At 60.8% G+C, this 26,730-nt stretch carries 22 protein-coding genes, 1 tRNA gene, 1 other RNA gene and 1 pseudogene; 16 read left to right on the top strand and 9 right to left on the bottom strand.

Features of this window, described 5'->3' with window-relative positions; genetic code table 11:
- Nucleotides 1–13: 13 nt before the first annotated feature.
- Both DEALK_RS09290 and DEALK_RS09285 read right to left on the bottom strand, forming a co-directional pair.
- A complete protein-coding gene (locus DEALK_RS09290; RefSeq protein ID WP_058439936.1) occupies nucleotides 14–1,261 on the bottom strand; it encodes a serine hydroxymethyltransferase in 1,248 nt (415 codons plus the stop codon).
- Nucleotides 1,258–1,533 carry a hypothetical protein gene (locus tag DEALK_RS09285; protein WP_058439935.1) on the bottom strand — a complete coding sequence of 92 codons (276 nt, stop codon included), beginning with the start codon at nucleotides 1,531–1,533 and terminating at the stop codon, nucleotides 1,258–1,260. The genes DEALK_RS09290 and DEALK_RS09285 overlap by 4 nt, the downstream gene beginning before the upstream one ends.
- 227 nt (nucleotides 1,534–1,760) lie before the next feature.
- Between DEALK_RS09285 and DEALK_RS09280 the strand changes: the two genes are divergently transcribed.
- The 3 genes from DEALK_RS09280 to DEALK_RS09270 are packed head-to-tail and all read left to right on the top strand — an operon-like array spanning nucleotide 1,761 to nucleotide 4,209.
- A complete protein-coding gene (locus DEALK_RS09280; RefSeq protein ID WP_058439934.1) occupies nucleotides 1,761–2,495 on the top strand; it encodes a hypothetical protein in 735 nt (244 codons plus the stop codon).
- Nucleotides 2,496–2,534: 39 nt separating this feature from the next.
- On the top strand, nucleotides 2,535–3,278 hold the full coding sequence (locus DEALK_RS10305; RefSeq protein ID WP_244881605.1) for a PAAR domain-containing protein: 744 nt from the start codon (nucleotides 2,535–2,537) through the stop codon (nucleotides 3,276–3,278).
- A 40-nt stretch (nucleotides 3,279–3,318) separates the two neighbouring features.
- Nucleotides 3,319–4,209: a methyltransferase domain-containing protein gene (locus DEALK_RS09270; RefSeq protein WP_058439933.1), complete on the top strand. Its 891-nt coding sequence runs from the start codon at nucleotides 3,319–3,321 to the stop codon at nucleotides 4,207–4,209.
- Here the strand turns inward: DEALK_RS09270 and DEALK_RS09265 are convergent.
- Entirely contained in the window at nucleotides 4,206–5,492 is a 1,287-nt protein-coding gene (locus DEALK_RS09265; protein ID WP_058439932.1) for a B12-binding domain-containing radical SAM protein, read from the bottom strand. The genes DEALK_RS09270 and DEALK_RS09265 overlap by 4 nt on opposite strands.
- Nucleotides 5,493–5,609: 117 nt before the next feature.
- Here DEALK_RS09265 and DEALK_RS09260 point away from each other — a divergent pair, with 117 nt between their 5' ends.
- The 9 genes from DEALK_RS09260 to DEALK_RS09225 all read left to right on the top strand — a co-directional run bounded on the left by DEALK_RS09260 (nucleotide 5,610) and on the right by DEALK_RS09225 (nucleotide 14,617).
- Nucleotides 5,610–6,185, top strand: a complete 576-nt coding sequence (locus DEALK_RS09260; protein WP_058439931.1) for a pentapeptide repeat-containing protein — start codon at nucleotides 5,610–5,612, stop codon at nucleotides 6,183–6,185.
- Nucleotides 6,186–6,253: 68 nt separating this feature from the next.
- Nucleotides 6,254–7,171 carry a hypothetical protein gene (locus DEALK_RS09255; RefSeq protein ID WP_058439930.1) on the top strand — a complete coding sequence of 306 codons (918 nt, stop codon included), beginning with the start codon at nucleotides 6,254–6,256 and terminating at the stop codon, nucleotides 7,169–7,171.
- Nucleotides 7,172–7,301: 130 nt separating this feature from the next.
- On the top strand, nucleotides 7,302–7,946 hold the full coding sequence (locus tag DEALK_RS09250) for a uracil-DNA glycosylase (protein ID WP_058439929.1): 645 nt from the start codon (nucleotides 7,302–7,304) through the stop codon (nucleotides 7,944–7,946).
- 58 nt (nucleotides 7,947–8,004) lie between these two features.
- Complete coding sequence (locus DEALK_RS09245; RefSeq protein ID WP_186007606.1) at nucleotides 8,005–9,645, top strand: ribonuclease J; 1,641 nt, start codon at nucleotides 8,005–8,007, stop codon at nucleotides 9,643–9,645.
- Nucleotides 9,646–9,655: 10 nt separating this feature from the next.
- Nucleotides 9,656–9,856, top strand: a complete 201-nt coding sequence (locus DEALK_RS09240; RefSeq protein ID WP_058439928.1) for a hypothetical protein — start codon at nucleotides 9,656–9,658, stop codon at nucleotides 9,854–9,856.
- A 79-nt stretch (nucleotides 9,857–9,935) separates the two neighbouring features.
- Nucleotides 9,936–12,290 carry a DNA translocase FtsK gene (locus DEALK_RS09235; RefSeq protein WP_083496435.1) on the top strand — a complete coding sequence of 785 codons (2,355 nt, stop codon included), beginning with the start codon at nucleotides 9,936–9,938 and terminating at the stop codon, nucleotides 12,288–12,290.
- 73 nt (nucleotides 12,291–12,363) lie between these two features.
- On the top strand, nucleotides 12,364–13,758 hold the full coding sequence (locus DEALK_RS09230; protein WP_058439927.1) for an MBL fold metallo-hydrolase RNA specificity domain-containing protein: 1,395 nt from the start codon (nucleotides 12,364–12,366) through the stop codon (nucleotides 13,756–13,758).
- A gap of 39 nt (nucleotides 13,759–13,797) precedes the next feature.
- An RNA gene (gene rnpB, locus DEALK_RS09585) (RNase P RNA component class A) lies at nucleotides 13,798–14,159 on the top strand.
- A gap of 233 nt (nucleotides 14,160–14,392) precedes the next feature.
- Complete coding sequence (locus tag DEALK_RS09225; protein WP_058439926.1) at nucleotides 14,393–14,617, top strand: hypothetical protein; 225 nt, start codon at nucleotides 14,393–14,395, stop codon at nucleotides 14,615–14,617.
- A 71-nt stretch (nucleotides 14,618–14,688) separates the two neighbouring features.
- Here DEALK_RS09225 and DEALK_RS09220 read toward each other — a convergent pair whose 3' ends face one another.
- The 4 genes from DEALK_RS09220 to DEALK_RS09205 all read right to left on the bottom strand — a co-directional run bounded on the left by DEALK_RS09220 (nucleotide 14,689) and on the right by DEALK_RS09205 (nucleotide 18,744).
- Nucleotides 14,689–15,819: a S41 family peptidase gene (locus DEALK_RS09220; RefSeq protein ID WP_058439925.1), complete on the bottom strand. Its 1,131-nt coding sequence runs from the start codon at nucleotides 15,817–15,819 to the stop codon at nucleotides 14,689–14,691.
- Between the two features lie 92 nt (nucleotides 15,820–15,911).
- Nucleotides 15,912–16,373, bottom strand: a complete 462-nt coding sequence (locus tag DEALK_RS09215; RefSeq protein WP_058439924.1) for a GNAT family N-acetyltransferase — start codon at nucleotides 16,371–16,373, stop codon at nucleotides 15,912–15,914.
- 47 nt (nucleotides 16,374–16,420) lie between these two features.
- Complete coding sequence (gene thyX, locus DEALK_RS09210; RefSeq protein WP_058439923.1) at nucleotides 16,421–17,005, bottom strand: FAD-dependent thymidylate synthase; 585 nt, start codon at nucleotides 17,003–17,005, stop codon at nucleotides 16,421–16,423.
- A gap of 44 nt (nucleotides 17,006–17,049) precedes the next feature.
- Complete coding sequence (locus DEALK_RS09205) at nucleotides 17,050–18,744, bottom strand: cation:proton antiporter (RefSeq protein WP_058439922.1); 1,695 nt, start codon at nucleotides 18,742–18,744, stop codon at nucleotides 17,050–17,052.
- A 180-nt stretch (nucleotides 18,745–18,924) separates the two neighbouring features.
- On the opposite strand from DEALK_RS09205, the gene argC reads away from it, so the two are divergent.
- Entirely contained in the window at nucleotides 18,925–19,944 is a 1,020-nt protein-coding gene (gene argC / locus DEALK_RS09200; RefSeq protein ID WP_058439921.1) for an N-acetyl-gamma-glutamyl-phosphate reductase, read from the top strand.
- Between the two features lie 141 nt (nucleotides 19,945–20,085).
- Nucleotides 20,086–24,246 (top strand): acyl-CoA dehydratase activase, encoded by a 4,161-nt coding sequence (locus DEALK_RS09195; protein ID WP_058439920.1) that lies wholly within the window; start codon nucleotides 20,086–20,088, stop codon nucleotides 24,244–24,246.
- 7 nt (nucleotides 24,247–24,253) lie between these two features.
- Here the strand turns inward: DEALK_RS09195 and DEALK_RS09190 are convergent, their stop codons facing one another.
- Nucleotides 24,254–24,931, bottom strand: a complete 678-nt coding sequence (locus DEALK_RS09190; RefSeq protein WP_186007599.1) for a DUF998 domain-containing protein — start codon at nucleotides 24,929–24,931, stop codon at nucleotides 24,254–24,256.
- A gap of 173 nt (nucleotides 24,932–25,104) precedes the next feature.
- Between DEALK_RS09190 and DEALK_RS09185 the strand changes: the two genes are divergently transcribed.
- Nucleotides 25,105–25,180 (top strand) — tRNA-Val (locus tag DEALK_RS09185).
- A 413-nt stretch (nucleotides 25,181–25,593) separates the two neighbouring features.
- Nucleotides 25,594–25,845, top strand: a complete 252-nt coding sequence (locus DEALK_RS10300) for a hypothetical protein (RefSeq protein ID WP_058439918.1) — start codon at nucleotides 25,594–25,596, stop codon at nucleotides 25,843–25,845.
- Here DEALK_RS10300 and DEALK_RS10295 read toward each other — a convergent pair.
- Nucleotides 25,729–26,727 (bottom strand): annotated as a pseudogene (locus tag DEALK_RS10295) (recombinase family protein); the annotation flags it as partial. The gene DEALK_RS10300 and the pseudogene DEALK_RS10295 overlap by 117 nt on opposite strands.
- Nucleotides 26,728–26,730 lie beyond the last annotated feature (3 nt).

The following is a 26,730-nucleotide window of genomic DNA, read 5'->3' as shown; positions in this document are numbered from 1 at the left end:
TTCCTCTTTCTGGCTAATCGGTGATACCGGGAACCGGGAATCCGGCCGTCAGGGTTTTTACTTCGGCGGCGATGCGTTCCTCTATTTCTAAGCTGCCGAATTTGCTGATGACTTCATTGATCCAGGAGGCGATTCTGACCATTTCCGCCTCGCCGAAGCCGCGAGTGGTGACCGCCGCCGTCCCCAGCCGCATGCCGGCGGGCGCGGTGGCCTTCTGGTTGACGATGAACGGGACCGTGTTGCGGTTGACTACGATGTTGCAGCGACCCAGCGCCTCTTCGGCGTCTTTACCGTTGACTCCGGCCGCGGTGAGGTCAAGCAGCACCAGGTGGTTGTCGGTGCCGCCGGATACCAGCCGGAAGCCGAATTTCTCCAGTTCCCGACCCAGCACGGCGGTGTTGACCACCACCTGCCTGGCGTACTGGGCGAACTCCGGCGTCGCGGCTTCGCGGAAGGCGACGGCCTTGCCGGCCAGGACGTGCATCAGCGGCCCGCCCTGGACGCCGGGGAAGACCGCCGAATCAATGGCGTGGGCGTATTCCTGCTTGCACAGGATGAATCCGCCGCGCGGGCCGCGGAGGGTTTTATGGGTCGTTGAGGTGACGATGTCGGCGTAAGGCACCGGCGACGGATGGACGCCGGCCGCTACCAGGCCGGCGATGTGGGCGATGTCCACCACCATTTTAGCGCCGACGCGGTCGCAGGTGTGCCTGATGCGCTCGAAGTCGATGATCCGGGGATAAGCCGAGGCGCCGGCCATGATGATCTTGGGCTGCGCCTCATCCGCCAGTTTCTCCATACCGGCGTAGTCTATGCGCTCCGTCGCCTGATCCAGGCCGTAGGCCACCACGTTGTACATTTTGCCGGTGAAGTTGGCCTTGGCGCCGTGGGTCAGGTGGCCTCCGTGGGACAGGCTCATGCCCATGATGGTATCGCCGGGCTTGATCAGGGCGAAGTAAGCCGCCATGTTGGCCTGGGCGCCGGAGTGGGGCTGGACGTTGGCATGCTCCGCCTTGAACAGTTCTTTGGCCCGTTCGATGGCGATGGTCTCGATGGTGTCCATGTTGTGGCAGCCGCCGTAGTAACGCCGGCCGGGGTAGCCTTCGGCGTATTTGTTGGTCAGGGATGAGCCCTGAGCCTGGAGAATAGCCCTGGAAGCATAGTTTTCCGAGGCGATGAGGTTTATCGTTTCCTGCTGGCGGGTATCTTCGGCGGCGATGGCGTGGTAAATATCGGGGTCGTCAAAACGCAGTCTGGTCACATTTTTCCTTTCAAAAAGCCCTGCCCCTCGGCGGGCGTGGAGCAAGGGTCATTATAGCAAGTCGGGCGGCGGGCGTCATACTTTTCCGTGTGCCGGCTGAAGGTGGATTTGTATTTGTTCATCGCGGAAAAAGATGTGTTTTCGGGAAACGAAGCCGAAAATCCGCGATGGGCTGAACGCGGGAAACGAAAGTCGTCCGGTTGGTAAACAAAACCCGCAGCGGGCGCACCGGTCTCTTCGGCGGAGCATGTCAAGATATCGGTCGTAATCATCGCCCGGTAATATAGCACAAGTGTTCCTATAATTGTCAAGCGAGTTTTGTCGTTTTTGGGTTGAAAAATCAACGTTTGTATTCTTCAGCGTTTTTATATTGAAAACGTGACAACATAACGTTTACAAATTAATATCAAAAGTATATTGACAGCTTGAAGGCGTCAATATATCATCGTCGAAATGTAAATTTCACCTGAAACCGCAGCGATAGAAGAGGTTGCCGCTAATGAAGAATAAATGGCTGTTCCGCCTCGGCGTGTTACTGACTTTTCTCCTGATAGTCTTCTTTGCCGCGGGTTATTTTCTGGGCAACGTGCCTATCGCCTCGAAGCTGCTCGGGACTAACACCCCAAGAGACCTGGGGGTGGAAATCAGTACCGAGAGCGCCGCGGACGGCCTGGCGGCGTTGCGAAAGCCGCTGACCACTTCCGAACTTCAAGCCATCATTCAGAACCCTCTGATATACACCAGAGTTACCGGCAGCCTGACCAACGAGCAGGCTTCCTCAATGCTGTCGCTGGGAGACATCCCGGATTTCCCGGTCAAATTTGTCCAGGTGAAGTTCGGCGAGGGCGGACAGGTAGAGGTATCCGGGGTGCTCGATGTCGCCGGGCTGCAGGAGATACTGGAAGATTACGGCGTGTCCGGGGGCATCGTTGACACGGTCATGGGGATCGTCAAGACCGCCAAATGGGTGAATGTCTACGCCGCGGGAACCCTCAGCATTTCCAACAACGTGGTCACCTCTGACCTGGAGAAGCTGGAAATCGGTCGCATCAGCGTCCCGCTCGGCTGGGTTGAGAGCAATACCGACTCAATACTTAACGGCATCGGCAACAGCCTGACTTCGGAAGGCTACAACATCCGGAGCATGACCATCAGCCAGGGGAAGGTCAATTTCGATATGGACCGGCCGCTGGCCAGCATCAGCCCGTGGCTGAAGTTCGTGACCCCGGAATAGTTCATAACATCGGCGTGATTAACGGGAAGGAAAAGCACTATGACTGAGATGGACCGCAGGAGATTTCTGGTTTTATCGATGGTGTCAACTCTGGGTATCACCTTGAGCGGGTGCGCCGGGTTCAGCGATGACATGACGCTTGATGAGATACTTGAGAAAATCCGCGAAGCCCTGAGCAGTGACGATGATGGGGATGAGGACACCAATGGCCCGGTTAAACTGGCGATAAGATACCCTGCCGGCCGGAGCGAGAACGTGTTCGTCAGCGGTTGGAGTTTCGGCGCCACCTGTTCGGTCAACGGCACGGATATGTCCCATAATGTGAGATGGAGCGGCACCGCGTCTTTCAGCCCTGAAATAGGTGCCACCACCCGCCCGACTTTCAATTCCGCCGGCTCCAACCGGCTCACAGTATCTATTGAAGTGGGCGGGAAAAAATACGAGAAATCCATCAACGTCAACGCCGTGTCATCCGCAGGATATGCGGCGATAGGAGATAAAGCGCAATGCCCTGACGACGCGCATGGCTGCCCCGCCTGCCCTCATCCGACGATTGGGCCGATCATCAGCGGCAGTCCCAACGTCCTGATCAACGGCCGACCGGCAGCCCGGGTAGGCGACCGGGGCGTCCACGCCGCCTGCTGCGGGCCCAACACATACGAAATTACCAGCGCCGGTCCCGATTCCAACGTGACGATCAATGGACGGCGGGCGGTTCGGATCGGGGCTGAGACCCGGCACTGCGGCGGGACAGGGCAAGTAATCACCGCCGGTTCCGGGTGAAGAAGAGAAGCCGGTCATTTCATGGCATCAGAGAGTTAGAATGCTGGCGGAGGCGCTGGAGAGGATCGGGCTTTACTGTACGTCATGCCGCCAGACGGACGATCGGATAGTCCAGTACCGTCTCAGCTGCCGGCCCGACGAAACTGAAGGGCATCACATTATCTCCGGTAGCCTGGAATGTCCCAATTGCGGCGCCCGCTATCCAATCAGGAACGGCGTACCGCGGTTCATCGAAGGCATAAATTCCACTGAAATTCAACTCAACCAGTATTTAGATTCCCACTATGGAAGCACCAACGCCGTTTACTGGAACAAGATCACCGGCACGCCGCGCCCCGGCGGGCCGCACCTCGACGCCGGCTGCGGTGTGGGGCGCTATACCTTCGAATCCGCCCGCCACGCGTCTCTAGCCGTCGGAGTAGACGCCAACTCCAGCTACCTGGAGGCGGCCGCCGCCATCCAGCGCAAAGGCCGGGCGAACTTCCGCAAAAAGCACCGGGCGATGGCCGACAGAGAGGTTGAATCCGAATTTGTTCCGCCGGAAAATGTAATTTTTGTCCTGGCCGATATTCATAATCCGCCGTTCCTGATGGAGACCTTCGATTCGGTCAGCGCCCTGAATGTCATCGATTCCGTGGCGCAGCCGCTTCTGGCTTTAGGCCAAATGGACGCGGCTCTGAAGCCGGGCGGCCGGCTGCTGCTCAGTTCTCCTTACACCTGGACTGAAAGCATCAGCAAAGGATGGCTGGAAACCCCGGAGCAGGCGCCCCACGCTTTCGTCCTCGACTTATTGACCGGCAACGCACTGCCCTGGTGCGGTTTCCGCTACCGGATTCTGAGTGAAACAAGCGGCATCGAGTGGCGTCTTCAGGCGCAGGACACCATGGCTTACGTATATTCCGTCGACCTTATAGAAGCGGAAAAAATCTAGCCCGGCGACCAGGCGTAGCTGTTGGCTTCCCGAGCGACGGCGGCGGCGCGTTCCACAATTCCCCGCCATGCTTTGTCGGAGACGGACGCATCGAGCAGCAGATGGTGGTCGAAAGATTTGATATCCAGCTTGCTCCAGTCCATGGGGATGCCGACCTTGCCGTGGCTTAAGGCGGTTTGCCACCATGCCGTACCCGGAAGCGGCGTGGCGCAGAACGACCAGAACCCGCCGCGGTAACGCCCGGCCTTTTTTTCCGCCGACAGGTACTCCATGAACGACAGGGTACTCTCCATATCGGACGCCGTCTCGCCGGGGGCGCCGAACATGAACGAACCGTTCAAAGCGACATTGTAACGGTCAGCCTGGCATACCAGTTCATAATGCTTTGCGACGCTCGCGGAGCGGCCTTTGATCCGCTTGAGAACCCGGTCAGAGCCGGATTCGAACCCGCAGTTCCAGCTGACGACATTCAGATCCTTCAATGCCTGGCAAAGACCGTCGTTTACGGTCGAACTGCGGATATTGACCGCCGCCTGGAATGAGCCCAAGCGGCGGCGGTCCAATTCGGCGCGGATGGCACTCAACCTTTCGGCGCTCAGGCTCACCGTGTCATCCAGCATCATCAGGTAGCCCGCGCCCAGGACCTTCATGGCATATTCAAACTGGTCGGCGACCCACGCTACCGGGTAGTTCCGCAGCCGGTTCTGCATTGCCGGGTTGTAGCAGAAAGCGCAGTGAAACGGGCAGCCGCGGGAAGTTATAAAGCCGACACAGCCGCTTTGATAGACATGCGGCGCGTAGACGTGAAGCTTGGGAACAGGCAGCGTGCCCGGATCTACCGGGGGCCTCGGGTTTAGAATGACGCGTTCGTCTTTTCGGCAGCACAAGCCGCGGATAGAGCCCAGCGTGTCCCGGCTTCCCCGCTCGATGATCTCTTTGAGGGTTTCTTCCCCGTCGCCGACAACTCCGGCATCGAATACCGGGTCAAGGCTTTCAGGCAGGCAGCTGATGTGGGAACCGCCGATAAGCCTGATAGCCTGCGGCAGGACATCTTTCACAATCCTCATTTGCTCGATGCTTTCGCCGTAGGTAACGGTATACGAAGTGATGCCAACAATGTGCGGCTGAAAATCAATGAGGCAGGTTTCCAGCGCGGCATCCGTTGAATCGTGGACGCGGACTTCGCAGAAACCCTCGACATAAGTCGCCAGGGCGGCAAGATTATAGAGGCCCCGGTGAACCCTGGTCAGGGACGGCGGCTGCAGCAATAGAAGCTTGCGCATGGTGGTACGGCCGGCGACTCCTCAAGCTAAACGTCCCAGCGGATTATAAGACGATGCGTTCCGCGGTTCAATCAACCTGGCGTAGAGAGCGGCGCTTCCCTGGAGTATAATGCGCCCGTGCCTCACACACAGATTCTTTACAGCGACGAAATATTCGACAGCCTGGTCATGTCGCAGCAGACGCTGCAGGGCAGGCAGTACGAAGGCTGCGAATTCCGGAAGTGCAGCTTCATCGAGGTCAGGCTGGACGGCTGTAAATTCATCGACTGCCGCTTCATTGAATGCCGGTTGATTGCCGTCAAACCGCCGAATTCCCGGTTCACCGGGGTCAAGTTCATCAATTCCCAGGTGGTGGGCATGGACTGGACGCTGGCCGAAGCCATCGAGGAGCTGGAATTCTGCGGCTGCAAGATCAATTACTCCAATTTCAAGCTGCTGACCATTCCCGGTATCCGGATAGAGAAGTGCGAAGCCAAAGAAGCCGCGTTTATCGAAGCGGACTTAAGCGGCGGCGTGTTCACCGGCACCGACTTTGAAAACAGCCGTTTTTTCAAGACCAATCTAGCCGGTGCGGACTTCCGGGGTGCCAAAAACTATGCCATCAGCGCCTATCACAACAATCTTAAAGGCGCCAGGTTTTCTTTGCCGGAGGCGATGAACCTGTTGTACGGGATGGAGGTTGTGATTGATTAGTCAATAGTATTGATGATTGATACAATACGCGATAACACACTCAGTATAGGGAGGATTAAGGTAGCAAGATGGGCGAGCATTTAAAGGAGATTTCAATTTCTGGTATAGCCAAAGAACTGAGTGTGAACTCGCAAAGTGTCTTTCAAGATTTTGCCGAAGTGGGATATATCTTCAGGAATACTGAAAATAACACTTGGGAGCTTACGAAATTAGGCGTTAGCAAAGGTGGTGTCTACAAAGAAAGTCAGTATGGTAGGTATATCGCATGGCCTTACAACATAAAGGATGAATATCAAACGTGGTTGAAAAAACAAACGACGCAGGAGATGATAACTGCAAGCACAATTGGAAAAAGTTTCAATATGTCAGGGGAAAGAATCAACTCCATACTCTCCGAACTTGGATATATTAGAAAAGACCCGCGTGAACAAAACAAAGGCTGGCACGTTACCGAATTGGGGCGGAAACTGGGTGGAGTGGAAGAGCGCTACGCGAATACAGGCATCTCTTTTGTTCGTTGGCCTGCGAACCTCCTTAGCAACCAAATAATAAACGCAAGTATCAGAGAATCTCAGGGTGACGTTTCACCGCAATTAATGCAAACGCCCAAAGAGGGCGATCAGCAGGTGGGGTTTCGGGAAAAATTCAAAGCTGAACACCGGGCGAAAGATGGGCACATGGTGCGTTCGAAGTCTGAGATAATAATTGATAACTGGTTATATGATGCAAAGATAGTCCATGCTTACGAGAGAAAACTTCCAGTCGAGGAAGATATTTATTGCGATTTTTATATCCCGACCCAAAAAGTATATTTGGAGTACTGGGGGTTGGAAGACGTTCAATATCAAACTCGTAAAAAAGAAAAACTAAGCATCTATTCAAAAAATAATCTCAATCTCATTGAGCTTTCTGAAAAAGATGTAATGAATCTTGATGATATTCTCCCAGCCAAGTTGCTTATTCACGGGATAGTTACTGAGAATTGATCATTTTTGTGTCTTGTAGCGGCTTGTTCCATTAGATTAGAGGTCGCTTCGAAATGGTGAACGAGTATCGATTGACTCCGCCCCACTCCGGTGTTAATATGCCTTTGAATGACGCTTCAACGATTAACTCATGGCTGATGCCACTGCCCTGGAGGCCCTGGCCCGCGAAATCGCCGGCTGCCGGCGCTGCGCCCTGGCCGCCGGCCGCACCTATGCCGTACCCGGCGAGGGCAACCCGAGCGCCGAGATCATGTTCATCGGCGAAGGTCCGGGCTTCAACGAAGACCAGACCGGCCGGCCGTTCTGCGGCGCGGCGGGCCAGTTCCTGACCCAGCTAATCGAATCCATCGGCTTAAAACGCCAGGATGTTTACATCACCAATATCGTCAAATCACGGCCGCCGGGCAACCGCGACCCGCTGCCGGAAGAGATTCTGGCCTGCAAGCCATGGCTGGACCGGCAGCTTGAAATTATCAAGCCTAAAGTGATCGTCACCCTCGGCCGATTTTCGATGGCCCGCTTTTTCCCCGGGGCGACCATCTCCCGGATCCACGGCCAGGCTGAAAAATGTGGCGCTTACACCTGTTTCGCCATGTATCACCCGGCGGCGGCGCTGCACCAGGGATCGCTGCGCTCCGTCATCGAAGCGGACATGCTCAAACTGCCCAAAATACTCGAGGATATAAGAAAAAGTGAACGACCAGCAGCCCCAGCCGCCCAGACCGAGCCGGCGCCGGCGGAAGCCCACAGCCAGCTCAAACTCTTCGGTTTCTAGCGCCCAGTGCCGCGCCCCGCAAGCCGCCCCGCCGCCCCGCCGCGGGCCGGGCTCCAAGATCAGGATCATTCCGCTTGGCGGCCTGGGGGAGATCGGCAAGAACATGATGGTCGTCGAATACGCCGACGACATCATCGTCATCGACTGCGGCCTGATGTTCCCAGAAGAAGATATGCCGGGCATCGACCTGGTCATCCCGGATGTCACCTACCTGGTGGAGCACAAGGATAAAGTCCGCGGCATCATCATCACCCACGGCCATGAAGACCATATCGGCGCCCTGGCCTATGTCCTGCCCCAGCTCGACGTGCCCATTTACTGTGCCCCGCTGCCTCACGGCCTGATTTCGGTCAAACTCAAAGAATCCAGGGTGCACAACGCCAGGATTCATGAGGTCCGCCCCGGCGGCAGCTTCCAGTTGGGGCAGTTCAACATCGAGTTCGTGGCCATGTGCCATTCCATCCCCGACGCCGCCGGGCTGATCATCCGCACCCCGGTGGGCACCATCGTCCATTCCGGCGATTTCAAGCTGGACTATACCCCGGTAGACTGCCGCCCGTCTGACCTGTCGCGGCTGGCGCAGGTTGGGGCTGAGGGCGTGCTGCTCCTGATGGCAGATTCCACCCACGTTGAACTGGCCGGCTACACCCCGTCGGAGAAGGTGGTCGGCGAGACCATCTCCAATATCATGTCCGCCGCGCCGGGCCGGGTGATCGTCACCACCTTCGCCTCGCTGGTGGCGCGCATCCAGCAGGTCATGGACGCCGCCGCCCGGTTCAACCGCAAGGTCTTCATCGCCGGCCGCGGCATGAACGAGATCGTCAAAATGGCGCTCAAGATGGGTTATCTCAGGGCGGCGGACGGCCTCCTCGGCGAGCTGTCCGAGATGCACCGCTTCCCGGCCAACCGGGTGGCGCTCATTACCACCGGCTCCCAGGGCGAACCGACCTCGGCGCTGGTCCGCATCGCCAACCGGGAGCACCGCGAGGTGCAGATCAAGCAGGGCGATACGGTCATCATCTCCGCCTCGCCCATACCCGGCAACGAGTCGGTGGTTTCGAAGACAATCGACAGCCTGTTCCGGCAGGGGGCCCAGGTTTTTTATGACCGGATAGCCAAGGTCCATGTCCACGGCCACGCTTCCCAGGAGGAACTGCGGTTGCTGCAAAGCCTCATCCGGCCGCAATACTTCGTGCCGGTCCACGGCGAGTACCGCCATTTAAAGCTCCACGCCCAGCTGGCGCGGGATATGGGGGTGCCGGAAGAAAACGTTTTCATCCTGGAAGACGGTGATATTCTTGAACTGGCGCCGGGCGGCGGCAAGGTGACCGGCCACGTCCCGGCCTCCAACGTCTATGTCGACGGCGTGTCGGTGGGCGATATCAACGGCGTCGTCCTGCGCAACCGCAAGATGCTGTCCCAGGACGGCATCGTGGTGGCCATCGTCACCCTGGACGCTTCGACCGGACACCTGGCGGTGCGGCCGGATATCGTCTCACGCGGCTTCGTTGATCCCGAAGCCGGCCGGGCGCTGATGGAAGAGAGCCGGGACATCGTCACCCGGCTGTTCGAGGAAGAAAAACAGCGGATCTCGGACTCGACGGTCATCAGCAACCGGGTGCGCGACCTGCTGTCCAAGTTCTATTACGACCGGACGCGGCGGCGGCCGATGGTGCTGCCGGTGCTGGTGACGGTTTAGGAGAGGACGCATGTTGAAAACGCTCGCGGGCCTGGTTGTCGGCGTCGCCGGGGCGGTGCTGCTGGCCAGCATCGTCATTGACGCCGAGTACCTGGCTTTCGCCAGCGACGATTTCGCCCTGAGAATGGGGCTGTCGCTGGTCGGGCTGTTTATGGTGCACCAGGGCTACCGGCTGGTTACTTCATCCCGGGAGAGCGGCGGCCGGAAGTAGCCGGGGCGCGCCGCCGGGGAATTTGGTACTCTTTACAGCGCCAGCGGCGCCTGATAAACTCTGGTCTTGTAGAACACTTATGTCAAAATCAAGGAATGGCAAGTCCAATAAGCCCGTGAGGGCCGGGGAACGCGGCTCCGCTAAAACGGCGCGGGCCAACAAACGGCACGCCGGCCGGCAAGCCCCGCCGAAAAAGCTGAACCTGGGCTGGTTGCTCAGGGCGGCAGCAGTTGTCGGTGTCATAGGGCTGATCATCTGGCAGCGGGAACGCATCGATACCCTGATCAACCAGGTCTTCTCCGGCACGGCGGCGGTTTTCGGCTGGGGGCTGCTGCTGGTGCTTTTAGGCATCGGCCTGGCTCTGGCGGTGTTCAAACGCGAATCCGTCATCGCCTTCGCTAAGCAGACGACTTTCATTTACTGGTACCGCTGGCTGGGGGCCGCCGTCCTTATCATCGCCGTCTGGGGGCTGCTCGGCCTGGCCGGGGCGGGCGGGGCGATCGGGCTGTCTATCATCGGCTCCGATACCGGCGCCCGCGGCGTCTTCCGGGTGCTGGTCCTGTTTCTGCTCGCTTTGATTTTACTTGTCCCGGCGCCGGCCTGGAAAGCGGCGAAGCGGCTGGGCGCCGCGCTCAGCCGCCCGTTCCGCGTTGATAGGGACCGGCCGATGCCGGAAGGCTTCCAGCTTAACCCGCCGCCGGCCGGCGGCCGCCCGCTCCGCACCGCTTCGGTAGTTGATCGGACTGTCCCCGATCCCGCCCCGGCGAAAGCGGAAACGGCCATCCCGGCCTCGACGCTGGTCGGCGCCGAGGACAAAGCCGCGGCTTCCGGCGCGGTCAAAGATGAAGTCAAGAGTGAAAAAGCGGGGGAACCGCGCGACCTGAAGCAGGTCGCCCAGGATGTCTGGCGCAAGTACGGCGAAACGGCAGCCCTTTTAATGACGGACGGCTGGCGGCTGCCGCCGATGGATATTCTGGATTACACCCCTGAAATCGAGTACGGCGAGGCCGACAACCAGCAGCGGGCCCGGATGATCGAGGATGCCCTGGCGTCCTACGGCGTCGAGGGCAGCGTGGTCCAGATCAACGCCGGGCCGACGGTCACCCAGTTCGGCGTCGAACCCGGCTGGGACCGCCGGGTCAAGGAACTCAAGGAAAAAGATAAAGACGGCAACGTCGTCAGCAAGCAGGTGGAAACGGGGCGGACGCGGGTCAAGGTTGACCGCATCTCCAGCCTGGCCAACGACCTGGCTCTGGCGCTGGCCGCGCCGTCGATCCGCATCGAGGCGCCCATCCCCGGCAAGTCGCTGGTCGGCATCGAAGTCCCCAACACCATGCTGGGCTCGGTGAGCATGCGCACCGTCATGGAAACCACCGCCTTCCAGAAGCTCAAGGCGAAAGCGCCGCTGGCGGTGGCTCTGGGCAAGGGGGCCGGCGGCGAAGCGGTGGTCGGCGACCTGGCCAAAATGCCGCACTTGCTCATTGCCGGCGCCACCGGCTCCGGCAAGACGGTATGCCTCAATGCCCTCATCTGCTGCATCCTGATGAACAACACCCCCAACGAGGTACGCTTCATCATGATCGATCCCAAGCGGGTCGAACTCACGCCGTATAACTCGATGCCCCACCTGGCGGCGCCGGTCATCGTCGATGTCGATAAAGCCATCGGCGCCCTCAAGTGGCTGGCCGGCGAAATGGACCGGCGCTATAAGCGGATGGCCGAGGTCACCGCCCGCAACATCGATGCCTACAACAAGAAAACGGGCATCGAGAAAATGCCTTATCTCATCCTGGTCATCGACGAACTGGCGGATCTGATGATGGCCGGTTTCGACGACGTGGAACACCTGCTTTGCCGGCTGGCGCAGATGGCCCGCGCCGTGGGCATCCACCTCGTCGTCGCCACCCAGCGGCCGTCGGTGGACGTCATCACCGGCCTCATAAAAGCCAACTTCCCCACCCGCATTTCCTTTGCCGTGACCTCCCAGGTGGATTCCCGCACCATTCTTGATTCCGTCGGCGCCGAAAAGCTGCTCGGCCGCGGCGACATGCTCTATATGCCCACCGACGCCGCCAAGCCCAAGAGACTGCAGGGCTGCTATGTCTCCGACCTGGAGACGGAGCGGCTGGTCTATTTCTGGAACGGGCAGCACCCGGAGGCCCAGGCGCCGATGCTCAAGGTGGAGGAACTCTCCGCTGCCCAGGCTCCGATGCCCGGCATCACCGGCAAGCAACAGCGCGACAGCCTGTTCGATACCGCGATGCAGCTGGCGGAGGAGACGGGGACCATCTCGGCGTCGTTCTTACAGCGCAAGCTCCATATAGGCTACCCCCGGGCGGCCAGGCTGGCCGATGAGGTCAAAGAAGCCCTGGGCGAGGACACCGATGACGGCGGCGCGGAGGTGCCGGCGGACGAGGAATATCCCGGCAGATGACAGTCGGCCATGGCCATGCTTCCTGAAACGCGCTCAAGTTGCCCGCGGGTAGCTATTGCGCTATCGTATAATCATGCCTAAACTCACCTTCCTCGGCGCGGCGGGCAATGTCACCGGTTCGCGTTATCTTTTCGAGGATACCCATACCCAGCTTCTGGTAGACTGCGGGCTGTACCAGGAGCGGGAGTTCCTGTCGCGCAACTGGGACCCCTCGCCGCTGGAACCGGCCAAGATCGAAGCCGTGCTCCTGACCCACGCCCACCTTGATCATATCGGCCTACTGCCCAAACTGGTGCGCGACGGCTTCAAAGGCAGGGTCTACGCCACTGATGCCACGCTGGAGATGGCCGAGGTCATGCTGCTGGACTCGGCCCGCATCCAGGAAGAAGACGCCGACGCCAAAAAGCGGCGCCACCGCCGCGAGGGACGCAGCGGCCCGTACCCGGAAGAACCGCTGTATACTGTGGAAGACGCCCAGGCCTGCGTTCCAATGTTCCGGCCGATTGAGTATGGCAAACCGGTCGCCTTCGATGGAACAACAGCCGTCTTCGCCGACGCCGGGCATGTCCTGGGATCAGCCATGATTTATCTCGAGTTCAAGTCGGGCAGGGCGGAGCGCACCATCTGTTTCTCAGGGGATATCGGCCGGCCGGAAAGGCCGCTGCAGGACGCGCCTTCGCTTCCCCGGTCGACGCTGGACTATCTGGTCATTGAATCCACCTACGGCGACCGCGAACACCCTCCGGCTGAGGAAGTCGAAGGCAAACTGGGCGATATCATCAATGAAACGGTGAACCGCGGCGGCAACGTCATCATCCCGGCCTTCGCGCTGGAGCGGACTCAGGAACTGCTGTTTTATCTGAAGAGGCTGCTGGCTTCCGGCAGGGTGGCGCGGCTGCCGGTGTACGTCGACAGCCCGATGGCGATCAAGCTGACCGAGATCTTCACCCGGCACCCGGAACTCTGGGGCGGAGAGATCGACAATTACCGCAAAGGTTCCCCTTTTGAGTTCGGCGGCCTCAAGCTGACGGCTTCGGCATCCGCCTCCCGGGCGATCGCCGATGACAGGAGTCCCGCCATCATTATCGCCGGTTCGGGCATGGCCACCGGCGGCCGCATCAAACATCATCTCATCAATAACATCTCAAGAGCTGAAAGCACCATCCTGTTCGTCGGCTACCAGGCCCGCGGCACATTGGGACGGGTGATCCTGAGCGGCACCACGCCGGTCAGGATTCTCGGCCGGGAATACGAGGTCAAAGCCAGGATCGAACAGGTCCCCGGGCTGTCCGCCCACGCCGGGCGGAGCGAACTCCTCGACTGGGCTTCGTCTTTCAAGCGTCCGCTGAAGCAGGTTTTCGTGACCCACGGCGAGGAAGATATCGAAAAAGAGTTTGCCGGGGAACTGGCGCGGCGCACCGGCTGGCCGGTGACGGCGCCGGAGTATGGCCAGAGTTTCGACCTATAAATTGACATAAAGATATCATTCAGCTAAAGTAATTACCGCCAAGCCGAGCGGGCAGCCGCCGGGGCCTTCGGGCCCGGGAGGAAAGTCCGAGCTCCGACGGACAGGGTGCCGGGTAACGCCCGGGAGGGGCGACCCTACGGAAAGTGCCACAGAAACATACCGCCAGCGGTCCTTCGGGATGCGGGCAAGGGTGAAATGGCGAGTTAAGAGCTCACCGGCGGGCGGGAGACCGTCCGGCCGTGAAAACCCCACCCGGAGCAAGGCCAAATAGGGGGACTTAAGGCGTGTCCGCGCTGTCCCCGGGTTGGCCGCATGATCCCGCCGGTAACGGCGGGGCTAGATAGATGGCTGCCGTCCTTCTTTGAAGGATACAGAACTCGGCTTACAGCTCGGCTTGGCCTTTAATATTAAGATCCTTCCCCTTAGCCAGGCGTCCAGACTGCCTCGACACTTTTGATTATCAGCACTTCCGGGCGGGCTTGTCCAGGGTAGCACAGCGTGATGATAGCGAAAGATAGAGATAGCGGCGGTCTGGATACTGAACAAAGGCTATGACATCAGGCGCTGGATGCCTCTATTTCCATTTATTCGTTCTTGATATGCCGCGGATATCTTCGGTTATAATGCCGTCGTTATGACTCACCCCCACCTCCACGAATTCGTCCTCCTCTGCGCCCGCCGCGCCGGAACCCAGTGGATAGATCTTTATGACGAGATGTGCCGCTCGGCCGCCCGGAAGAAATTCCGCGGCCTGGGATACGCCGAACTGAGAGAACTTGGCCTTTCGCTTGATCTGGACAGCCTCGACGCCACCGCGGCCATGGTTGACTCGGTGCTGAAGACCGCCGGCCAGAACTGATCAGGACCGGATCGGCGCTTGGATTAAGAGGGAGCCCCCGCAGGGCTCCCTTCTCTTATATTTTGGGCCTTTTAGCCGGCCGCGAGGTAATCCAACGCCCAGTCCAGCAGGCCGCCGCCGGTCAGCTCCAGCGGATAGTCCGGGGTGATGCCCACGCCCTCTATCAGGTGGCCGTCCGGGGTCAGCCACCGGGCGATAGTCAGATAGATGCCGGTGTCCCCGGGCAGCGGGAACAACTGATTGACGCTGCCTTTGCCGAAAGTCTGGGCGCCGGCCACCACCGCCCGGCCGTGGTCCTGCAAAGCCCCGGCCAGCACTTCTGAACCGGAGGCGGAAAAGCCGTCCACCAGCACCACCATCGGCAGGTTGGTAAACGCCCCCTGGGTAACCGTCCGGTGGGTGGTTGTGGCGCCGTCGCTGTCCCGGATGGTCAGCACCACGCTGTCGCGAAGGAAATATGAAGCGGTGTTGACCACCGTGGTCACCAATCCGCCGGGATTGCCCCGGAGGTCCAGGATGATCGAGGTGGCGCCGTTTGAGGACAACCCCTGGATGATCGGCAGCAGATCTTCATCGGCGTGCTGATTGAAGCTGAAGATCTCGATATGAGCCACCGTTCCCAGCATCTCGAACCTGATGGAAGGCGGGGTGATCGTCTCCCGGGTCATGGTGAAAGACAACGCGGCGCCGCCGCGGTCGATGGTGATAGTGACCTGGGTACCGAGTTCGCCTCGCACCAGCGGACCCAATTCAGCCAGGGTCAATCCCTCGGTGGAGGCGCCGTTGACGGCGGCGATGCGGTCGCCGGCCTGCATGCCGGCCCTGGCGGCGGGGGAGCCGGGATAAACGGCGATAACCACCAGCCGGCCGTCGCGCAGCCCCATCTCCGCCCCGATGCCGCTGTAGGTGCCTTCGAAATCGTCCTGCATGGCGGCGTAGCCCGCGGCGTCGAGGTAAGCCGAATAGGGGTCGTTCAGGTAGTCCATCATACCCCGGATGGCCGCTTCGGCCAGGGCGTTCCGGTCGATTTTGTCCGGCTCGACGTAGCGGCCGGCGATGGTGTCCCAGGCATCGACAACGCGGTCGAGTTCATCGCCGGAGGCCGGCGCCAGCAGCGCGGTGAAATACCCCGCGCCGAAGGAAAAAGCTATCAGTACTACGGCCAGGACGCTGCCCAGGGCTATTTTCCAGCGGGTAGACATAACATTCTCCTGATGAGGGTGTACATATTAATATGATAAGGCAAAGACCGCATCAACGCACCCGATGCCGCCGGTTTGAGCCTCGGCGATGGTCAGGGGGCATCGAGATCGAGGCGGAAGACCTGCCAGGCTTTGAGGTGCCGCCCGCCCATTTTGCCGTAGAATTTATGAGCGGGGCTATTCCAGTCCAGCGCCGTCCACTCCATCACGGCGCAGCCGCGCCGCCTGGCTGCGGCCGCGAGGTGTTCAAAAAGGGCTTTGCCAACTCCGTGGCGGCGGAAGGCCGGCAGCACGAAGATGTCTTCCAGATATAATTTCGGCTTCGCCAGGAAGCTGGAGTAGGTTTCAAATACTAAAGCGAAACCGGCCGGTTCGCCGCCGCATTCGGCGATGAAGGCTTCGAAACGGGGCCTGGGCGAGGCCAGCTCCGCCGCCAGGCGGGCTCGGGCGGCATCGGTCGGAGGTTCGAGCGCCTCATATTCCGCCAGCGCCTCGATGAGATTGACTATCACCGGCGCGTCGGCGGCCGTCGCCTGTCTGACTGCGATATTCATGTCTTTCTATTTTACCGTAACCGGGCAGCGGCGGGCATCCGGAATGGCTACATATCCCCGAAGATCTTGGGCGCCTGTTCCTGCATGATGGACTTGATGCCGGCCACCACCAGGCGCATCTCCGGCAGGGCGGCCGGGCCGCTGCGCAGCCGGATAAGGTGCCGGATTTCCCGGAAGTTCCAGGTGCAGATGATTTCGGTGGCGCAGGCGTTGGGCAGGACGTAGCGGGCAATCTCAGGTTTGATACCCGCCTCCAGCAGCCTGCGGTAAGCCTCCCAGGCGGCGGACATGGCTTCGTTGAAGATGCCTTCGGCGCCATCGGCCTCGCCGAGCTCGGCCGGAGTGATGTAGTCCGCCGCCGTTTCCTTCACGTAGCGCTGGCTGCGCTGGGAATAGGAAGCGATGCGGTGGCGGACGAGCTCGTGGGTCAGCGCCCGGGAAGCCTTGATGTAAAAGGTGGCCGAGGCGTGCTCGATCAGGCTTTCGTGCCCCTGCCTGATGCGCGCCTGCAGCCAGTTCTCATTGGTGCCCAGTTTATTGCCGCTGGCGTAGCACAGCCGTCCGGCCTGCTCCGTCAGCAGTTCGGCGTCCGGGGTGATGGCCAGCAGCCTGACCGAGACTTCATATGCCATTTAAGCCCTCTCTTCTATTGGAATATGTCTGCCGCCCGCGGTCCTCAACTCATCGTGCCCTGGCGCAGGCTGTTCAGCAGGTACTGGATCTCGGTAGCGTTGACGCCGTAGCGGTGCAGGGCGTGGCGGGTGATCTCCAGCGAGGCTTCGAACTGCGGCTTGACCAGTTCGTTGACGCCGATATTGCGCAGGGTCTCGGCGTCCCGGTCACGCTCCACCCGGGCGACGATGTCGATCCGCGGGTTGACGCTCCGGGCGTTTTTCACCGTGATCTCGACGTCGAGGAAGCTGGGGAAGGTGCACACCAGCAGTTTAGCCTTTTCCAGGCCGGCGCAGGCCAGGATTTCCGGGTTAGAGGCGTCGCCGTAGATTGACGGCACGCTGGCCCGCCGCAGGCGCTTGATCACCTGCGGGTCCAGATCGATGATCAGGTAGGCCAGTTTGCGCCGTGACAGGACCTTCACCAGGGTATCCGAGGTCCGGCCGCCGCCGCAGATGATGGTGTGCCCGGACAGCGGTTGGACCGCGTGATTGCTTTCGTCAGCCCGCAGGCTCAGCATCCGCTGGCCGAACCTGAACTTCTCCAGCTGCCGGTAGGCGAAATGGGCCGCCGACATGACGAAAGGAGTCAAGACCATGGTGGTGATGGCGGCGCCCAGCGTCAGGGCGTAGGTGGTCTCACGGAGGATTCCGGCGGCGACGCCGACGCCAGCCAGGACGAAGCTGAATTCCCCGATCTGGGTCAGGCCGAAACCGGTAAACAGGGCGGTGCGCGCGTTATAGCCGAAAATCCAGGGTATGGCGGCGCAGATAAAAAACTTCACCGCGATGATGAAAGCGACCACGCCGATGATCAGCCCGGGGTTGGCGGTGATGAAAGACAAATCGGCCAGGGTGCCCAGGGAAACGAAGAACAGCGCGCCGAAAGCATCGCGGAAGGGCACGATGTCGGCCAGCGCCTGCCGGGCGAAGACCGACCGGCCGATGAGAAGGCCGGCGATGAAGGCGCCGACGGCCGCCGAAACCCCGAAGAAGGCGGCGGCGATGGCCGCCGCCAGCGACAGCGAAACCACCGAAATCAAGAACAGCTCCCTGGAGCGGGCGCGGGCAACCCGGTCGAGGACCTTGGGCAGCAGGAACAAACCGGCGCCGAGCATGACCACGATGAAACCCAGGGCGTTGCGCCCGGCTTCGAGCAGCGCCGGCCCGACATCGGCGCCCGTAGTTCCCAGCGTCGGCAGGATGATCATCAGCGGCACCAGCGACAGGTCCTGCACCAGCAGGATGCCGGTCATGATGCGCCCGTGGCAGCTGTCGAACTCACCCCGTTCGAGGAGGAGCTTCAGGACGATCAGTGTTGAAGACAGGGAGATCAGGAAGCCGAAAAAGATGGATTCGGCCACCGGCCAGCCCAGGGCGGAGCCCAGCCCGAATCCGGCCAGGGCGGTGAGCAGTATCTGGGCGATACCCCCAAGCACCGCCACGGCGCCGATCTTGCGCAGTTCGTCCAGTGAAAATTCCAGGCCGAGGGTGAACAACAGCAGGACGACGCCGATTTGGGCCAGCCCCTCGATAGCCGCGGTGTCCTGAACCAGCCCCAAGCCGTGCGGCGACACCAGCATGCCGGCCAGCAGGTAACCCAGCAGTACCGGCAGCCTCAAGCGGTGCGCCAGGACGCCGCCGGCCACGGCGGCCACCAGCACGATGATGATTTCAAATCCCAGGCCGAGGCTTTCCAAGCGCTGCTCCGGTTTCGTAAAAAGAGGTAGCTAATTCTAGCATGAAGCGCTCGGCCAGCAGTAGCCGAACTCGGGTTTGGGGTTTGCCTGTCATGGACCGCGACCTGAAGGAAAAAGCCGTATCGCAGGACCAGATGGCCCATTAGCGCACGAGATGGGCAACTGGTATACTGGTGTACAATGTCCAGGACTCGAGTCGGCATTTTGAACGTCACCGGCTATGCCGGAGCCGAACTGGCGCGCCTGCTGGCCGACCATCCGCTGGTCGACCTGGTCTCCGTCACCGGCCGCAGCGCCGCCGGTCAGAAGCTGGGGCAGGTTTTCCCCCATCTGGCGCCGCTTGACCTTGCCATCGAAGCCGAATTGGGCCAAGTCGATTTCATATTCTCGGCCCTGCCGCACCATGAGAGCGCTGAAAGGCTGCTGCCGTTCATTGAAAAGGGCGTCCCGGCGGTGGACCTTTCGGCGGATTTCCGGCTCAAGGACGCCGCCCTGTACGATGAATGGTACGCTTTCCGCCATCCGGCGCCCCAACTCCTAGCCGACGCAGTATACGGCCTGCCGGAGCTTAACCGGGCGGAAATCCAGTCGGCCAGGCTGGTGGCCAACCCCGGCTGCTACCCCACCGCCTCCATCCTGGCGCTGGCTCCGGCGCTCAAAGCCGGCATTGTCACCGGCGGCATCATCGTCGACGCCAAGAGCGGCATCTCCGGCGCCGGCCGGGCGCTCAAGCTTGCCAGCCACTTTTGCGAGGCGGACGAGGATGTCTGCGCCTACGCCATCGCCGCCCACCGCCACCAGCCCGAGATATTTCAGGCCCTTAAGGCAATTGACGGCGCCATGCCGGCGCTGACCTTTACGCCTCACCTTACCCCCATGACCCGAGGCATTCTGGCTACCTGCTACGCCAGGCTTAACGGCGAGCTCACGGCTGAGGAGGCCGTCCGGCTGTATGCCGGCTTCTACGCCGGAGAGCCTTTCGTCCGGGTCGTGCCGGAACCGCCGCACACCAAGCACGCCTCCGGCAGCAACGCCTGCCTGGTAAATGCCGCCGTGGACCGGCGCGCCGGGATGCTCATTGTGACCGCCGCCATCGACAATCTGGTCAAAGGCGCCGCCGGTCAGGCGATCCAGAACATGAACCTGATGCTGGGCTATCCTGAAACAACCGGCCTGCCCAGACTCGCCCGGTTCCCCTAGTCTTGCCCCTGGTTAGCTGCCGCCCAACTCGGCTTCTTCCGCACCGCCGCCGGAAAATTAACGCGATGGCGAGGAAGGCTCAAAAAACACCTGCGGGTGCTGTTTAGAAACGAAATAACATCGTAGGACGATAGATACCAGATGAAGGACTCGCCGGCTGGAACTTCTGACATACCCGGACAGGCTAATGCCCCGGAATATTATCTGGGCCTTGATATCGGTTCGGTCAACGTTAAGTTGTGCCTGGTGGATTCAGCCGGGCGGGCGGTCAGGACAGACGCCGAAAGGATAGTTTCCGACGCCCGCGACGCGGTCAACCGCCTGCTGGACCGCCTGCCGGAGCGCAGCCGGGTGGCGGGAGCCGGAATGTCGGGTTCAGGCAAGGGCATCATTCCGGCAGATTGGGGCTGGGGGGATTACTCCAGCTCGCTAGCCGCCGCCGCCGGGGTCCTCGAATCCTTCCCGGCGGCCAGGACCGTCGTCCAGATCGGCGGCCAGACATCGCTGGTGATCACGCTTGAAAACGGGTTAAAACGGCCCTGGCAGGCGGTTTCTAATCCGTTATGCGCCGCCGGCACCGGCCGCTTCCTGGAACAGCAGGCTTACCGGCTGGGATTGTCCATGGAGGATTTCACCCGGCTGGCGCTGGAACATACCGGCCCGGCGCCGCGCATCGCGGCCCGCTGCAGCGTTTTCGCCAAGAGCGATCTGATCCACCTGCAGCAAAAAGGGGTGTCGCTGCCGGCGATGCTCTACGCCCTGTGCGAAAGCATCGCCAGGATGATCGCTTCCCTCAAAAAGGGAAATTTTGAAGAGCCGATTTATCTCATCGGCGGGGTGGCGGCCAACGGCGCGGTGGCAAAGGCGTTAACCGAGATCCTCTCGGGACGGGCTGGGAAACCGGTGACGGTCACTGTTCCACCTGACGGATTGTTTACCGAGGCTTTCGGCGCCGCCCTGCTGTCCCGGGGTATCCGCTCAACTATTGGCAGCATCCCTCCGGCGGCGGAACGTGAGCGCTATTTACATTCACCACCGCTGGTCCGGGGCGCCGACCCGCCTCCGGCGGCGCCGCCGCCGGTTGCCGCCCCGGTAAGGGGTTATCTCGGTATTGACATCGGGTCCACCAGCACCAAGGCGGTCATACTGGATGAAACCGGCGGCGCCATACTGGCCAAGACCTACCTGATGACCGCCGGCCGGCCGATCGACGCGGTCAAACAGGTGATGGAACGCCTGCTGGAAGCGGGCGCCGGCCAGGTGGAAATTCTCGGCGCCGGGGTCACCGGTTCCGGCCGCTACCTGGTGGGCGGCTTTATCGGGGCCGACCTGATAAAAAATGAAATCACCGCCCAGACCCGGGCGGCCCTGGAAATCGATCCCGATGCCGATATTATCGAAATCGGCGGCCAGGACTCCAAACTGGTGCTCAAGCGGCGCGGGGTGGTCATTGACTACCAGATGAATAAAGCCTGCGCCGCCGGCACCGGCAGCTTCATTGACGAACTGGCCGAGATGCTGGGGGTCAGGGTGACCAACGGCGATTTTGCCCGCCTGGCTTTCACCGCGCCCTATACCATAGATCTCGGCACCCGCTGCGCCGCTTTCATGAGCCAGTCGGTGACGGCCGCCCAGCAGGAAGGGGTGGCGCTGCCGGTCATCACCGCCTCGCTGGCCAATGCCATCGCCAAGAATTACCTTTCAAAAGTCGTATCGCACCGGAAGCTGGGACGCCGGATCATTCTCACCGGGGCGGTCTTTTACAACGAAGCGGTGGTGGCCGCCTTCAGGCAGCAGCTGCCCGATCATGAGTTGAAGGTAGCCGGGCACCGGGAGGTCAGCGGGGCCATCGGCGCCGCGCTATTGGCGCGCGACCGGCGCCCGGCCAACCAAGCATCGGCTTTCCGTGGTTGTAAGACGGTGGCCGACAGCCGCTGCGACCTCAAGACCTTTACCTGTCACCACTGCGACAACTACTGCACCATCACTCAGATGGAGCTTCCCGGCGGCCGGTTGAGCTACTACGGCAGCCGCTGCGACCGCTATGACGCCCGCACCGACCGGGCCAAGCAGACCACGCCGTTCGACGACCGCGAAGAACTGCTGCTGGCGGAATACCGGCCGGCGCCAGGCCCCGGGGTGCGGGTAGGCATTCCCCGGGCGCTCATGACCCATGACCTGGCGCCGCTGCTGACCGGGTTTCTGAAGGCGCTCGGCGCCCGGGCGGTCCTTTCCGGGCGGACCACCGGTAAAATCATCGAGCAGTCAGTGGAACTGGCTTATACCGACAGCTGCTTCCCGATGAAACTGCTCCACGGCCACGCGGCGTCGCTCATTGATAAGACCGATTTCATTCTCTATCCCACCGCTATCCGCCTGGGCGCCAAGCAGGGCGATGAGGACCAAAAATACGCCTGCCCCCTGGTTCAGGCTTCAGGCGATGTTATCCGGGAAGCTCTGGGCCTGGGTAGCCGCCTGCTGACGCCGGTGCTGGACTTCAGCCTGGGGCCCGATGAAGTTATCGCCAACCTGACCAGGGCGGGCGTGCAGATGGGCTTCAGATCTGATCAGGCCAGGAAAGCCAGCCTGGCGGGTTTGGCGGCGCAGCGGCGTTTCGAAGAGGCCAGGGCGGCCCGCGGCCGGGCCTGTCTCGAACAGCTCGAACCGAACGGCAAGATCGGGGTGGTAATCATTACCCGGTCTTACATGTCTGGCGACCCCGGCGCCAACCTGGGCATCGCCGAGACTTTAGCTCAACTGGGCGTGGTTCCCATCCCGCTGGATTACCTGCCGCTGGATACAGTGGATATCCGCGCTTATTCCGACCGGCCGTACTGGTCGTATGAGAGCAAATTCATCGCCGCCGCGGCCATCATCGCCCGGACGCCCAACCTCTACGGGCTGTTCCTGACCAACTTCGGCTGCGGCCCCAACTCTTTCATCCTGCCGCTACTGGAAGACATCATGGGCGGCAAGCCCATGGGTCAACTGGAGATTGACGAGCACGCCGCCGAGGCCGGCATCGTCACCCGGCTGGAGGCTTTTGTCGATACCATCGCCGGCTACAGCGAGTCCGGCCAGCCGGCGGAGCCGCCGCCCGCCGTCTACCGCCACACCCGGCCGATCGACCGGACCTCCCGGACGCTGGTCGCCCCCAGTATGGGTCCGTTCATCGAACTCGTCGCCGGCGCCATCGAGGCCGACGGCGGCAAGGTGCTGGTGCTGCCGGATTCGGATGAACGCAGCCTGGAGCTGTCGAACAAAGTGACGGCGGGGACGGAATGCCTGCCGTACCGCCTGACCCTGGGTGATTTCCTGCGCTTCTGCCACGACTGCTCCGGCCGGGAAAACGAATATGAGTTGATCATGGCCTCAGCCTACGGCCCGTGCCGGCTGGGTAAATACGCTCTGGAGCAGGGCGTCGAGCTGCGGCAGGCCGGCTTCGACATCCCCATCCGCTCCACCACCTCCAACGCCGGCTACCATGATATGAACCTGGGTCCGGACTTCCCGCGCCGCGCCGCCGGCGCGGTCTTCGCCGCCGACTGCCTGGAAAAGCTGCTGTGGCGGACCCGCCCCTACGAGAGCCAGCCCGGCGCCGCCGACCGCCTGTTTGATGAAAGCCTGGCCCGCCTCAAGGCCGCCGCCCGCCGCCGCCAGGATCTCGCCCCTGTTCTGGAAGCTGTGGCGGCTGATTTCGAACATATCCGGGACAAATCCCTGCCCCGGCGTCCGCTGGTGGGCATCAACGGCGAAATCTACCTCCGGGCTAACTGCTTCGCCAATAATGACCTGGCCCGCAGCTGCGAGGCGGCCGGGCTGGAGGTGACCGTCTCCCCGGTGGGCGAGTGGATCAAATACATCCTGTACCGCCAGGTGGAGGACCATTTCCGCTTCCGCCGCTTCGGCAAGCTGCCCAAGAGTTACCTCCGCTACCGTTTCATCAGCGCCGACGCCGACCGGCTGTTCGCCGCCGCCGACCGGGGCGGCAACGGCCTGCAGCATGAATCGGTGAAAGCCATCCTGGCCGAATCCCGCCGCCACCTGTCGCCCCGCTGCGGCAGCGAAGCGGTGATGTCCATCGGCTCCGGCCTGGAATGGCTGAAAAGCGAGGAATTCGCCGGCGTCATCTCGGTCATGCCTCACGGCTGTATGCCCGGCGGCATCGTCGCCGCCATGGCCGAAAAACTGGCCTCCGGCGGCAAGCCGTGGCTGACTTTGACTTATGACGGCATCATGGAGAGCAACAACCGGACGCGTATCTCCAACTTCGCCGAGATTATCCGGTACTGCCGGCGGTGACGCGCCCTTAGCGCCGGTCCCGCCGCTGGCAGCAGTCCACCCGGACCGCCGCCCGGTTTTCGATGCCCGCAGCCGTCTTCATTGAGACCGCCGGCCGCTCCGCCGCCCAGCGCAGCAGCGTCATCAGTTCCAGCCAGATCAACCCGTTCAGCATGATCAGCCTTTCGACAGCGCCGATCCACGCCGCGTCGGTGTGTACCGCGACAAAGCCTGCCGCGTTGAAGACGGTGCCGATAATGCCGGCCGTCACGCTGAAGCTCACCGCCGCCCGCTGCGCCGGTTCCTTGCGCAGCCGGTAAGCCAGGCAGAAGCAGGCCGCCGGCAGCAGCGCGGCGATGGTTTGGGCTGAGAGTTCATGGATGAGCGATGCCGCCGTCTGCCCGCCCCCCGGCGCCTGGGTCGGGAAAACGGCGATCAGCATGAAGCCCGCCGCCGCCAGGCCCAGGGGCAAAGCGGCTTCCCGCAGCCGGGCTGCCGAAAGCGCCATGACCGCGGCGAAACAGGCGAACATCGCCGCCTCGATCCAGCCGAACGGCCCCCAGACCAGCTCGCTGATGGTATTGGCCACCCGGTCGAAGCCCGGCTGAATCGTCTCCAGCGCCGTGGTGACGGCCATAAACAGCAGCGGGAAGACCAGGCAAGCGGCGTCCGCCGCCCGGCTCGCCGCCGCTTTCGGGATAGTCATCCGCCTGACCGTTATATTCATGGCTTCAGTTTACCCCGCCGAGCCGTGCCTGAAACCGCCCGCCGGAACGGATTTGGACTGGACGGAAGGCGGGTTTTGAAGCTGTACCTGCCGCCTGCCGCCCGGCGTCATTTGAAACCCCGCGGCGGTTCGAGTTACAATGAGCTTCCTCTGGGCGGCTAGTTCAGTGGTTAGAACGCCTGCTTCACACGCAGGAAGTCCGTGGTTCGAGTCCACGGCCGCCCACCATAGTGTTCGGTAGACAGAACTCCTATCGTCTCCTCTTTCAAGGCCTTCGGCGTCAAGGGTATGGTGTATCTTAAAACAGCCTTTTTGCCGGTAACTTCTATCTCATTCACAAACGTCTTAATGAAGGCCTTCCTTTCCATTAAAGCGCCGCTATCCAGTTCCAGCCGTAAGTCGTTTACGTAGGCATCGATGATCTTCTTGTCCGCGAGTTCGATGCGTCTTTCTGCTAAAAGACCTTCAAGTTGCAATTTCCTGTCTTTGAGATTCTCAAGTCGAAGTCTCAGATCGCGGATTCTTGGCGATAGGTCGCTTAAGTCGATTTTGCCGCTCTCAACGGCATCATAGAGATTTTCCAGCCGACGGTTCGTGTCGAGGATTTCCGCCGAAACTACATTAAAGTCGTCCTGATAGTTGTGAGATGTCGAATCCATCTCATTGTTTACCATCTCGACCAGTTTGTAGAGGTTGCTGGTGGTCAGGATGTTTTCCTTGATCTTGCGGATGACCTGGCTTTCAAATTTCGAGCTATTGAGATAGCCGCCGCGGCAGGAGCCCGCGCCTTTCTTGATGATCGTCCCGCAAGCGTAGTAGGTGAATTTGCCGCCTTTGGCATCGGCTCCGACAAGGGCTTTACCGCAGTGGCCGCACCGGACCAGGCCGCTTAACAGGAATTTGCTGATGACCCGTTTCGGATGAGTTCGGCCAGGTGCTCTTTCTCTCAGCAGGTGTTGGACTTTGGTAAAAGTGTCATGCGAAACGATCGGCGGGACTGCTCCCTCTACTCTGATCGGATCGAATCCGCGTCTGTTGTCTCGGCCCCAGACAAGGATTCCCGTATAAACCTCGTTAGCCAGGATAGCCCGGACGCTCGTCTTGCCCCAGGTCTTGCCTGTAGGCGAAGAGATCGATTTGGAGTTCAATTCCTTGGCAATTTCGGTTAATCCCTGGCCGTGAATCACCTTGTCAAAGAGAGACGCAACCGTTTTGCCTTCGCCCGGTTCTATGTCGAGCTTGGTGCGTTCTTTCGCGCCATCTTTCACCTTGATCTTGCGGTACCCGTACGGAGCTTTGTGTGAGACATAAAAGCCACGCGAAGCGCTCTCCTTCAAACCGCGAGTCACTTCTTCACCGAGATTGTCGGAGTAAAACTCATCCAGGCTTTCTATGATGGCTTCAAGTAATCGGCCAGTGGGCGTGTCGTCGAAGGGTTCATTGATTGAAACCACCTGGACTCCGTTTTTCCGGAGAACAGCCTTGTAAACGATCGAGTCCTCACGGCTACGGGCGAATCGGGAGTATTTCCAGACCAAAATGACATCAAACGGCTTCGGCGACCGGCGAGCCGAAGCCACCATTTCGCGAAAAGCCGGCCGGGCGGTTGTCCGGCCTGTTTCGGCTTCATCGATGAATTCTTGTACGATCTGAAGTCGGTTTCTGGTCGCGAATTCCTTGAGGGCTCTCAGCTGGGCTGAGATAGAAAGGTCGACATCCTGTTTATCTGATGACACCCTCGCATAGATTACGGCTCTTTTTCCGTCGGTTTCCATTGC

The sequence above is a fragment of the Dehalogenimonas alkenigignens genome, from assembly GCF_001466665.1.
Taxonomy (GTDB): Bacteria; Chloroflexota; Dehalococcoidia; order Dehalococcoidales; family Dehalococcoidaceae; genus Dehalogenimonas; species Dehalogenimonas alkenigignens.
Note: the sequence above shows the minus strand (reverse complement) of the source record. Positions and strands in the feature narration are given on the sequence as shown.